This is a genomic window from Kitasatospora sp. NPDC088264 (assembly GCF_040685715.1).
In the GTDB taxonomy this organism is placed as follows: domain Bacteria; phylum Actinomycetota; class Actinomycetes; order Streptomycetales; family Streptomycetaceae; genus Kitasatospora.
Genome location: NZ_JBFBIR010000114.1, coordinates 1 through 11,124 on the forward strand (window position 1 = coordinate 1; position 11,124 = coordinate 11,124).

The following is an 11,124-nucleotide window of genomic DNA, read 5'->3' on the forward strand; positions in this document are numbered from 1 at the left end:
CAGGTACGACAAACGCGTGTACGTCTTTCTCGGCACAGTCACGGTCGCCGCACTGGCCATCTGGCTCCGCTCATGATCGCGCGGACAGAACCTAGTATTCTAACGGCCCCGGCCGCAGGGCCGGGCGCTCCGCATGTGATCACCTACCAGGGCCGGTAGGTGGTCCAGTGGGCAGGGACCCCCCGCTCCGCGGAACGTTCCGCGGAGCCCCTACACCCTCGTCTGACCTTCCGTCGCGGGCTAAGGTCGTTAGCTTCGCATAAACCCCAATACACGAGGCAACTGCTGTGAGAGGCCTTCTCCCGACTTGACCCTGCGCGTGCAAGAGAGGCCTCGTAACGTCAGAACCGCCCCCGGCGGTCTCCCACGTCGAGCGGACCGCCATCGCTGCCTCCATTCAGCACCGCATCGACGATCAGTTGGCCGCATCCGCGATGCCGGCCGACACTCGGAACCACTTCCGCAGGATCCGCACCGGCCTGGAGTGCAGCGTCCGGGACACTGGGCGACTATGCACGATCGCGCTGCTATGGGCACGGCCACCCCGATCACCCGGACCTCCTTTGGCTCGACGGCCAATGGCAGGAGGACGGGAAGGCCGGCCGGGAACGCTCGCATGCGAGGATTACCGCAACTAGTGAACTCCCGCCACCAGCAATGGGCTTGACCACAAGGAACTCCGCAGTGAGCACTACCGCCATCACCTCTGGCATCCCCGCCCTGGTCGCCCATACATGGCGGCGGGGCATCGCTGGCAACTTCCTGGCCGACGTCAGCGGGCGCTCGGGGGTGATCGCCGAGGCGCGAAGGGATTTGGCCGAGCACCCGCACCGAGCCGGCCGCCCGTATACCGAGGAGCCGGTCACCATCACCAGCGACGAAGAAACCTCCCCCGCCGTTCACGTCGAGCTGCGCGGCATCGGCAGACGAGGCCTCGCCCCGGGTATCGCGCGATGGCGCTTGAACGAGCTCGCCGTCATCAACTACGTCTCCGCCTACACGGTGGTGGGGGCGTGGTGAGTACCGAGGCCGAGGTCATGGACGGCGAAGTGGTCGAGATGCCCTTCGTCGCGCCGAAGTACACCGCAGCCGACTTCGTCATCACCGAGGATGTCGTACGCCTACTCACCGAGTCGAACGTGGAGAGCACCGACCGGAACTACCGGGCCCGGGTCGGGATGTTCCAGCGCTGGTGCGCTGACCGGGGCCGGGTCGCGCTGCCATGTACGACGGCGACGCTGATCGAGTACGTCGGGTGGATGATCCTCGGCGGGGTCTACGACCCCAACACGGTCTCCGCCTATCACAGCACGGTGGTTACGTGGCAGGAACGGGAGAGCACCGAGCACACCCGGCCCGGCACCATGCAGACGACGAAGATGATCGCGGATTTCCGCAAGACGCGGTCGGCCACCAGCGCCAAGAAGCAGTCGCCGACGGTCCTGGAGCCCGACCTGGAGAAGATGCTCGTCCACTGCGACGAGGACACCCGTCGCGGTGTCGGCCTGCGTGACGCCGCGATGCTGTCCGTGGGCTGGCACCTGCTCAGCCGCCGGATCGACCTGGCCCGTTTGGTCCCCACCAGCGTCGTCCTGCACGCCGACGGCATCGCCGTCCGGCTGGTCGGCCACAGGAGCCGCGAGGACGGCTCCGGGTTCGAGGCGTGGATCCCGGCCCGAGACGACGCCCCCCAGCTGTGTCCGGTGCATCGAATGCGCGCCTGGCTGGATTACGGCCGCATGATCCACATGCCGATGGACCAAGCGCTCTTCCGGGCGCTCGACAAGGCTGGCCGGCTCCAGGTCCGTCTCACTCCACAGACCAGGCCTCGGCATCGAGACGGCAGGCCAAAGGAGGACGAGATCAGCCGCGAGGATTGGCTAGACCTCTCGTACCTCTCCAACGAAACGGTCACCGCCATCGTCAAGGCCCGCGCGAAGCTCTCCTTTTTGAGCGTGCTCCACCTGACCGAGGAACAACGAGCTGAGCTCGGCTACAACGCACTCCTGAACGAAGCCACGGCGAAGGCCGTCACCGCCCAGGGGATCCGGGTCGGCGGGGCGTCCGCGCTACGCGCGGCCTACGTACCCGAGGACCAGATCGCCGAAATGGCCGACTGGCAAAAGGACGCGGCAGCGATGCGCCGGCACTTCCACAAGATCAGAATCCGGCAGCTGAGCCCCTGGGCCGCCGCCCGCGCGGATCGGCTGGATCGGCAGAAGACGTGAACGGACGGGAACCTCGACATCGCCGCCGGCATCGCCGTCCAGTTCGCCAGCGGGAGCATCCGCATCACCACCTCGCAGACGAGATCGCCCTCTCCCACGACCAGAACCTGGACCAGGCACACCTCCAGGATGAGGCAGCGTCCACTACTGAGGTTTTCGTCGTGTTGTCGGTGATGGCAGATGGTGCTCCCTGCGATTTGCCGGTGGTATGCAGTAGGCACAGGGTTGGGGCCTGACTGCTGAGCGGCGGTTATCCGGCCGTGTCATTCTTCTGGGGGCGGACCGGGGAGGGCCTGCTGTCCGTTGACGGGGGGCGTGATGGGATTGATCGGTCTCGTGTGCGTGGTGGCCGGGCTTGTCGGTGCGGGGCTGTTGCGGTGGCTGCCTGTTAGGGGGCGGGCGGACGGCCTGGCGGTGGCCGGTGCCGCGGGATTGCGGGGCGGTTCGAAGGCCGCACTGACAGTGGCCGTGGTGGAACTCCACCTTGCGGGGGCAATCGATGTCGGTCGGCGTGGCCTGCTTCGGCGGGTGGTGCATACCGGCCCCGGACGTGACGCGACTTCCCTGCACCGGGCCGTGTGGACGGCGTTCGGCCGGGAGCTGTCGTTGGCTGATACCGCCGCCGCTCCGGCTGTGCGGCGGGCTCGGGAAGAGGTGCGCGCCGAACTGGCCGGGCGTGGCCTGCGATGCGGCCGAGCTCGGCTGACAGCGGCTGGCCTGCTGACCATGGCAGCAGGCGGTGCGGCCGTGGCCATCGCGGCGCAGGAAGCCCTCTGGACGGGTCTGCCCCTGGCCGTGCTCTCGCTCACTGTCTTGTGCGCCCCGGCGCGGACGTTGGCCGGGCACCAGCTGTTGCGCGAGATGCGCCGCCTGCATCCCCTTCCCGGTGCCGCGTCGGCCGGGCCGGGGGAGATCGGGCTCCTTGTCGCGCTTCACGGGCGCCGGGCGCTGCGTCTGCTGGTGCCGGAGTTCGCCGCCTGCGCCGGTTTGCTCGATGGCCGTGCCACCAGGGATACCGTCGCCCGTTCCGAGGGCGACTCGTACGGATTCAGTGCCCTTTCCGGTGGCGGCGACGGAACCTGAGAGGTCGCCACTGAATCTTTAACGGGTCGTGGGTTCAGTGGGGTGAGTGAGTGACAGACCAGTGCCAGCCAAGCATCCGTCAATGAGGGCGGGCCGGAGTTGGATGTGGTGCAGGCCTCGCCGGAGGGTGCGGGTGAGATGGTCCGGGTCGGTGAAAGCGGTGTTCGCCGTCGGGCCGCGCCGCAGGAGCGACCAAAGACCTTCGGCCGGATTGAGATCCGGCGCGTATGAGGGCAGTTGTAATACGGTGAGCCGCTCGTGCTCGGCCGCGTACTGCTTCATGCCGACAGCCAGGTGAGTGTTGAGATTGTCCCAGACCAGGACGATCGGGCCACCGAGCTGGATGTGCGCTCGGACGGCCAGGTCTCGGTAGTCGGTCCAGGCGAAGCTCTTGCGGGCTCCCTTGAGTGGTAGGTGGAAGCGGGGGCGATAGATCATCCTGCTCTGCTCGCCGGGCTTGTAGCAGCACAGGGCGGCCACCGAGATTCGGCGGCGGGAGCGTCCCCGGACACGGACGACAGTCGTGTGCCCGCGTCGGCCCCAGGTGCGGGCGCGCGGCGGCGTCATCGCAAATCCAGCCTCGTCCTCGAAGACGAGCCAGGCCCCGAGCGCCGCCGCGGTGCTTTTACCCGCGGCCACACCTCCTGCTTCCACAGCTCGACCGCGTCCTCGTCCCGCTCCAGTGCCCGGCGGGCCGGGGCCTGCCAGGACCAGCCGTGCCGCTTCAGCAACCGCCACACGGTCGCGATCGAAAGCGTAAGCCGGAACCGGCGGCCAATCACCGCCTGGGCCCGGGCCAGCGTCCAGCGCTGACCCTCGAACCCATGAGCGACCGGCCCTTTGCCCAACTCATCTTCCAACGAAGCGAACTGGGCTACCGAAAGCTTCGGCATGCTCGTCGGACCCGCCGAGCACAGGGCATCCGCACCGCCCTCACGCCAGGCCTGCCGCCACCGCTCCACCGGCCGCCTGCCGACCCGAAGATCCCGGGCGATTGCCAATGTCTTCTCACCGACCTCGAACCGTGCCGGTCGCCCGGACCGAGCACGACGACCAGGCCGTCGCCGTCTCCCCGTGCCACGCTGAACCGGCGTCCGGCCTGCCCGCTCCGCCGCGGGCCGACAGCCCCGCCTACCAGCAGCTCCGCCGGGCAGATGCGCGAGCAGGCCCAGGCCCGCCAGGCCGCCCGTGAAGAGGAAGCCGCCCGGCGCGAGCAGATCCTCCTCGACCACTACAACCGGATCCGGGAGCCGGAGAGCGCCCACCGGCCGTGCGTGGAGGACGAGCTCGCCCTGGCCGACGCTGCCCGCGCCCTTTGCCTGCGCGAGTCCCACCGCGCAGCCCTCGCCACCCGGATGACGTCCGGGCCACCTCCGCGCGGGCGGAGCGGACCCGGACGCGAAGGCGACAGGGCTCACGGTGTTCGGGCCACCTCCGCGCGGGCGGAGCGGACCTTCCTGACCTGCGGTGCAGCATGGCCTTTGCTATTTCTTGACTGTGCCACAGCGTCAGACCGGGTGTGCTGTTGTTGTGTCAAGGAGCGCTGGTTCATCGTGCCACGCGCTGCGGACACCGGACCGCTCACGTCGTCGGGAGCATCCTGGCCGCCTCCGGGCCGACGGAGGACGACGCCTTGGTGCTCGCCATCCGTCCGACTCTCCGCACAGGAGGAACGGACCGACAGCGCGATGACGTACGGCACGTCACCAACGGGCCACCTCCGCGCAGGCGGAGAGAAAGCAGCGCCGGGACGACGGGTCACCTCCGCGCTGGCAGAGCAGAACAGAACGTATCCCAACGCTCGCCATGGCGCGGGACGTCTGCGGCGGGTCACCTCCGCGCGGGCCAAGCGGACGCGGGGGCGGAGGTCAGGTTGCCGACGTCCACCGGGCCACCTCCGCACGGGCGGAGCGGACACCAAGGCCGGCCACATGAGCCGCGAGTCCGTCGGGCCACCTCCGCACGGGCAGAGCGGACCGTCCGAAACCCGGAGAAGGTCAACAACTTCACGGGCCACCTCCGCACGGGCGGAGCGGACGAGATGCGCCCCTCGTCCACGTCGCTGATGGCCGGGCCACCTCCGCACGGGCGGAGCGGACCCCTTCCTGACCTGCGGCGCAGCAGCGCCTTTGCTATTTCTTGACCATAGCGCGGAGGCAGACCGATCGTGCTGTTGTGGTGTCAAGGAGCGCTGGTGCATCGTGCCACACACCGCGGACACCGGACCGATCACGTCATCGGGAGCAACCTGGCCGCCTCCGCACTGGCGGAGAACGACACCCTGGTGCTCGCCATCCGCCCAACCCTCCGCACGGGCGGAACGGACCACATCGAGCAGTTCGCCGACGGGACCGCCGCCGGGTCACCTCCGCACAGGCGGAGCGGACCGCACCGCCGAGACGACGCCTGCCCCGTTGGCAGGTCGCCTCGGCACAGGCACAGCAAGCAGGATCATGACCGGTACGCGGCCGATCTGACCCGGGCCACCTCCGCGTGGGCGGACGACACCTGGTGCCCACCGTCGACCACACCTCCGCGCAGGCGGAGCAGACAAACTCCCCGCCGAGAAGCAGCTGATGGAGCGCGGGCCACCTCCGCGCGGGCGGAGCGGACCGATCAAGTAGCTGTTGCCGGTTCGCGAGGACCGGGTCACCTCCGCACGGGCGCAGCGGACGCCGGCGCGGTACCCGACGACCGCCTCCGCGCGGGCGGAGCGGAGCTGCTGGTTCGGACAGACCAGACGCCAGAGCCCTCCTTCTGCTCAGCGAAGGCGGCTGGCCATCCCGCACAGACGGAGCAGACGCGAGGTCGGACACCCACGACTGTGCGGGCAGCGGGCCACCTTCGCGCAGGCGGAACGGACCAGACGCAGTACTACCGCGCGGAGGTCCACATCGGGTCACCTCCGCGGGCGGAGTGGACGGCTCAGTGGTGTTGACTCCGGCGGCGACCAGCGGGTCACCTCCGCGCGGGCGGAGCACAGAGGCGAGCGTTCGCTACTCGGCTGTGGCCTGAGCCTCCCGTTCCCTTTGGCGCTGCTCGTACCGTGAGGGCGCACCGAGTATCCAGGACCACGACTCGTACTCGTCGACGGATCCCACCCGGTCGGCGCCATCGATACAGCGCGGATCGTCCCGCTCGGCCAGTCCATAGACGGCCCAGATCCGGGTCTGCTGGTCATCGTCATCGAGCAGACCGGCCAGGGTGTCCCCGATGGCGGGTTCCGGATTCAGGCTGTACGCGAGCCCGTAACCGGCGGCTTGGCGAACGGAGGAGTTGGTGTCTCGGGCCAGTGCAAGCAGGACGTTCAGCCCCTCGGAGGTGAACGTCTTCCGCCCAGACCTCTCCGAGTTCACGATTCTCAGGGTCGAAGGCACCACGACCCGGACCTGTGGGGCAGCGTGGGCAAGGAATGAGAGCCCCAGCGGCTCGATCCTCGGGTCCTCATGGTGGCTCAGGCCGGCCAGGGCCTCGGCCAGGACGTCCGGGTGTCCCTCCTCCTTTGCCCAGTCGAGGAGGAGCTCGAGCGTGCGCTGTTCGAACGGACTTGGGACGTTCGTCAGGTCAGCCTCGAGGTGGAGGCAGACCAGGACCTCCGCGCCGAGGCGGCGGTGCAGAGGATCGGGATGGTCCCGCAGTGCCGCCGCAGCCTCCCAGGTCTCGTCGTCCTGCCGCCGGGCAAGGGTGCTGACGATCTCCGACCAGACGGCGTGTTCATAGTCCGGGTATTCGAGTGCGCAGGCGCGGGCCGCCAATTCGTCAATGCCCAGGTGCAGTCCGAAGTGCTTCTCGAGGAGCGTGAGGATCCCTGTGTGGCCGTCGCGGACAGTCATTCCGCCGAGCCGGAGCTCGTGGTACTCGGTGGTCCATTCCCTGTCCCTGATGCGAACCCGCTCGGCCGCATCCGAGGTGCCGGTCCGCTCCCGGAGCATGGCGACCGTGCCCGTCTCGTGCCACCGCCGGGCGCGTGCCAGCAGTTCCACCCGGGTGGCCTCGCAGGTCAGCGCTGCGTCACCGAGCAGGGAGAAGACGAGACCGATGGAACCGCTGTCGATGGCCCGCAAGAGGGGTGTGGTCCCGTCGGGCAGCTGGCGGTCTGTATCCGCGCCGCCTTCCACCAGATAGCTGGCGATCGTCGAGTTGAACGCTGAGATGGCCAGGCAGAGTGCGGGGGTGCCCTGCTCGTCGACGACGTCGGGATCCGCCCCGTCCTCGAGCAGTATTCTGACCGCGTTCTCGTCCCCGCTCCGCACCGCCGTGATGAGTGGATCCTCGCCCATCCCCAACCCCCTGTTGAACTCGATCGCCACGCAGCCGCAGGCCGGGAGAGACGTCGTTGGCCGAGTCCGTCACGCCGTCCCCGGGCCGGAGCCATGGGCTGAGCATCCGGACGTCGGCCCGCTGACGGCATGTCGCATGGGCGGTCGATCCCGAGCCTCGTCCTGCGCAGATCCCACTGGCTGAAGCAGCCTGTCACACCCGGTAGATCTGGAGCGGCCACCGCGTGATCATCAAGGGTTGTGTGGACTCCTGAAGATCATGTTGCGGCTGCGGACAGCAGCATAGATGCCGCCCGTTGACGTGCGATGTTCGGGCGGAGCGGACAAGGCTTGGCAGGTGAACACCGCCGTCGTGGACGGGCCACCTCCGTGCAGGCGGAGCGGACCCACACCCACCACTGCCACGCGCCTCAGATCGGGTCACCTCGCGCAGGCGGAACGGACGTCCAGCGCAGGACAGTGGAGCCGTGGGCGATCGGGTCACCTCCGCATGGGCGCAGCGGATGCCGGCGCGGTGCTCGACGACGACCGCTTCCGCGCGGGCGGCGCGGACACGGCGCCCGGAATCGCCCCGTTCGCGAAGAACGGGCCACCTCCGCGCGGGCGGAGCGGACTCCTCCAAGCGGGTGCCCTCGACATGTTGCACCGGGTCACCTCCGCGCAGGCGGAGCGGACCCTTCTTGACCTGCGGGGCAGCAGCGCCTTTGCTGTTTCTTGACCATGGCATGGAGCCAGGTCGATGGTGCTGTTGTGGTGTCAAGGAGCGCTGGTTCATCGTGCCACGCGCCGCGGACACTGGCTGTGTTCTGAACCACCTCGGCACGGGCGCAGCGGACACGTCGATCCGGTCCTGTCCGTGGGCGCCGGTCGGGTCGCCTCCGTACGGACACAGCGGACGCCGGCGCGGTGCTCGAAGACGACGGCCTCCGTGGGCGGAGCGGACACCATCGGCGCCGTCATCGCGGCCAGCGTCGCCGGGCCACCTCCGCGCGGGCGGAACGGACCTGATCCCACAGTCGATGCTGGCGTACGCGGCCGGGCCACCTCCGCGCGGGCGGAGCGGACGAGTACGGGGACCGCCGGCCAGCCACGTTGACCGGGCCACCTCCGCGCGGGCGGAGCGAAGGTCGGACGATCCTACTGTACAGATCCTGCGTGAAGTGTACAGTTTGGTACATGAGTGACACCCTGCCGATCACGGAGGCCCGAGCCTGCCTCGGGATGCTGGTCCGGCGTGCCTCCCACGCCCGCGAACGCATCACCATCACCGACCACGGCCAGCCCGCCGCGGTCCTCATCAACCCCCAGGAACTGGCCGACCTCGAGGACGCCCTCGCCCTGGCCCAGTACCGGGCCCGGCAGGCCGCCAGCGAGACCACAGCCGTACCGCATGAGCAGGTCCGCGCCCAGCTCGGCCTGGGACCCGCCGCTTGAGCCACACGATCATCTGGGACGAGCCGGCCATCAACGCCGCCGCCCGGTTCCTCAAGGACGACCCCGACGGCCTACGCCAGGTCATGGACGCCGTCGACCTACTCGCCGACACCCCCCGCCCGCCAGGCTCCGCGGAATACGGCTCGCCCGACCTGCGCCGGATGCACGTCGGCCTCTACCGCGTCATGTACGAAATCACCGAGGCCACCGTCACCATCGTCGTGATCCACCTCGGTCGAACAGGCTGACCACCCGAACAAGCGGACCAGACCTGGACCCGAACGTGCCCCAGGGGATCTGATCACCTCCGCGCAGGCGGAGCGAACTACGAGGCCCAGCACGACGAGGGCGAGACCCGCAGGCCACCTCCGCACGGGCGGAGCGGACACCCCCGCTGTCGTCGTGCCGGCCGACGAGTTCGGGTCACCTCCGCGCAGCCCGGGGCACCGGTCCGCACCCGCGACGACGGGTGCGCCGCCTAACCACCGCGCGCTCGCGGAAATCGGCGTACCCCGGCCGTCGCCAACCCTGCCGTCGTCGCCGCCATCGCCTGCCAGGAGCACGCGATCCTGCGCCAGCGCGAGCCCGAGAACGCGTTCGCCGACGCCGTCGCGGTCCAGGCCGCCCGAGACGAGGCCGCCGCCCGGGCCATGGCCACCGCCAGCAACCAGGCCGTCGCCGAACGCCGGGCCCGCGACGACCAGGCGGCGCGCACCGCGGCGGTCCCGCTACGCCCCGCCCGCCCACCAGTGACCCTTACCGGTGCCGCGTGAGCGGGATCGGCCCGCGGACCGCCCGCCGAACGCTACCGTCGACCTGCAGTCCCACCCCCTTGGACGGAGCGAAGATGAGCCCTCAGTCGGAACCGGCCCCGGAGCCCCCGGCACAGCCGTCGATCACCGCGAGCGTCACCGTGTCCGGGGTGGAAGCGCAGATCCTGCGGGACCTGGCCGCCGTACTCGGCCGTACCCCGGAGGAGCTGGCGATCGAGCACGCTGCCGGCCTTCTGCCGATCCCCACCAAGCCGCTGGTGGACTGGGCGTTGTTCGACGGGCCGCCGGACCTGGCCGCCAGCGCCGACGAGTGGATGCACGAAGGCACCGGCCGGTGACCGCCACCGCACCGCTGGGCGTCGCGGTCGCCGACACCTCCGCCCTGCTGGCCGCCTTCAACCGCAAGGACGACCTCCACGCCCAGGGTGCCCAGGCCCTCTCCCTCGCCCGGGTCCCGCCGGGCAGGGCTTCGTCGTCCTGCCGCCCGCCGACCGGCGTCTCTACGCCGACGCCGAGCAACTGCTACGCCAGTACCAAGGCCACGCCCTCGGCCTGGCCGACGCCGTCAACGCCGTCCTCGCCTGGCGGCTCCAGCGCCCGGCGATCCTCTCCTTCGACCACCACTACCGCGACGTCCTCGCCCCAGCCCAAGGCGGCCCGCGGATCGAGGTCTACCCGACGGCACTACGACGGTAGGACACCGCGGCCGCCGAGAGGCAGCTGTCCAGCTGTCCCTCCTCACTGGATGCCCTCCTGGAACAGGACGGGCCACCTCCACGCAGGCGGAACGGACGACGACGTCGGCAGGAAAGTCGAGGCACACCCCAGGTGGGTCACCTCCGCGCGGGCGGAGCGGACACGATCGGGTCGGCGGCCTGGTTCTCGCCCCACAGGTCACCTCCGCGCGAACGAACGACTCCTCGTCCAGGGCATTCGGCCGCCAGACAGGGTCGCCTCAGTACGAGCGGAGCGGACGCCTGGCCGCCCTGGCCGCCGAATCGCGCCTCACGCTGAGTCACCTCCGCAATGGCGGAGCTAGCGAGCAGCACGGGCTGCGCGTCCATCACTGCTACGGTCCACCTCCGCGTGGGCGGAGTTAACCAGACGGGGAACGCATCGCAGGACGCGAGAGGGTGGCTGTGCGCTCTTAGAAGGGGGAAGTGATCTGCACGAGCGTGATGACGAGGGTCTCCTCGTTGATCAGCAGAACGGCCACCGACTTCGAGAGGATTAGGCCGTGTCCTGCCGATCACTTGAGTCGTTGATACGACTATGGGGAGTAGGGGTGATCTGACTGACGGCCAGTGGGAGCGGCTTCGGCCGCTC

At 69.6% G+C, this 11,124-nt stretch carries 9 protein-coding genes and 2 CRISPR repeat arrays; of the genes, 6 read left to right on the forward strand and 3 right to left on the reverse strand.

Going from position 1 to position 11,124, the window contains the following annotated elements:
• Positions 1-684 precede the first annotated feature (684 nt).
• The 3 genes from AB0O82_RS38025 (at position 685) to AB0O82_RS38035 (ending at position 3,311) form a co-directional block, all read left to right on the forward strand.
• On the forward strand, positions 685-1,020 hold the full coding sequence (locus AB0O82_RS38025; RefSeq protein WP_363589526.1) for a hypothetical protein: 336 nt from the start codon (positions 685-687) through the stop codon (positions 1,018-1,020).
• On the forward strand, positions 1,017-2,228 hold the full coding sequence (locus tag AB0O82_RS38030; protein ID WP_363589528.1) for a hypothetical protein: 1,212 nt from the start codon (positions 1,017-1,019) through the stop codon (positions 2,226-2,228). Before AB0O82_RS38025 ends, AB0O82_RS38030 begins: the two co-directional genes overlap by 4 nt.
• 318 nt (positions 2,229-2,546) lie before the next feature.
• Positions 2,547-3,311: a TIGR04222 domain-containing membrane protein gene (locus AB0O82_RS38035; protein ID WP_363589530.1), complete on the forward strand. Its 765-nt coding sequence runs from the start codon at positions 2,547-2,549 to the stop codon at positions 3,309-3,311.
• Positions 3,312-3,329: 18 nt separating this feature from the next.
• Here AB0O82_RS38035 and AB0O82_RS38040 read toward each other — a convergent pair whose 3' ends face one another.
• The 3 genes from AB0O82_RS38040 to AB0O82_RS38050 form a co-directional block, all read right to left on the reverse strand.
• Entirely contained in the window at positions 3,330-3,878 is a 549-nt protein-coding gene (locus AB0O82_RS38040) for a transposase (protein ID WP_363589532.1), read from the reverse strand.
• Positions 3,875-4,729 (reverse strand): winged helix-turn-helix domain-containing protein, encoded by an 855-nt coding sequence (locus AB0O82_RS38045; protein ID WP_363589534.1) that lies wholly within the window; start codon positions 4,727-4,729, stop codon positions 3,875-3,877. The genes AB0O82_RS38040 and AB0O82_RS38045 overlap by 4 nt, the downstream gene beginning before the upstream one ends.
• A gap of 336 nt (positions 4,730-5,065) precedes the next feature.
• A CRISPR array of direct repeats spans positions 5,066-5,410; the repeat unit is 29 nt; unit sequence CGGGCCACCTCCGCACGGGCGGAGCGGAC.
• Between the two features lie 897 nt (positions 5,411-6,307).
• Positions 6,308-7,621, reverse strand: a complete 1,314-nt coding sequence (locus AB0O82_RS38050; protein ID WP_363589536.1) for an ankyrin repeat domain-containing protein — start codon at positions 7,619-7,621, stop codon at positions 6,308-6,310.
• 944 nt (positions 7,622-8,565) lie between these two features.
• A CRISPR array of direct repeats spans positions 8,566-8,714; the repeat unit is 24 nt; unit sequence CCGGGCCACCTCCGCGCGGGCGGA.
• A 53-nt stretch (positions 8,715-8,767) separates the two neighbouring features.
• Between AB0O82_RS38050 and AB0O82_RS38055 the strand changes: the two genes are divergently transcribed.
• The 3 genes from AB0O82_RS38055 (at position 8,768) to AB0O82_RS38065 (ending at position 10,136) form a co-directional block, all read left to right on the forward strand.
• A complete protein-coding gene (locus AB0O82_RS38055; protein WP_363589538.1) occupies positions 8,768-9,025 on the forward strand; it encodes a type II toxin-antitoxin system Phd/YefM family antitoxin in 258 nt (85 codons plus the stop codon).
• Entirely contained in the window at positions 9,022-9,273 is a 252-nt protein-coding gene (locus AB0O82_RS38060) for a type II toxin-antitoxin system RelE/ParE family toxin (protein ID WP_363589540.1), read from the forward strand. The genes AB0O82_RS38055 and AB0O82_RS38060 overlap by 4 nt, the downstream gene beginning before the upstream one ends.
• 599 nt (positions 9,274-9,872) lie before the next feature.
• On the forward strand, positions 9,873-10,136 hold the full coding sequence (locus tag AB0O82_RS38065; RefSeq protein ID WP_363589541.1) for a hypothetical protein: 264 nt from the start codon (positions 9,873-9,875) through the stop codon (positions 10,134-10,136).
• Positions 10,137-11,124 lie beyond the last annotated feature (988 nt).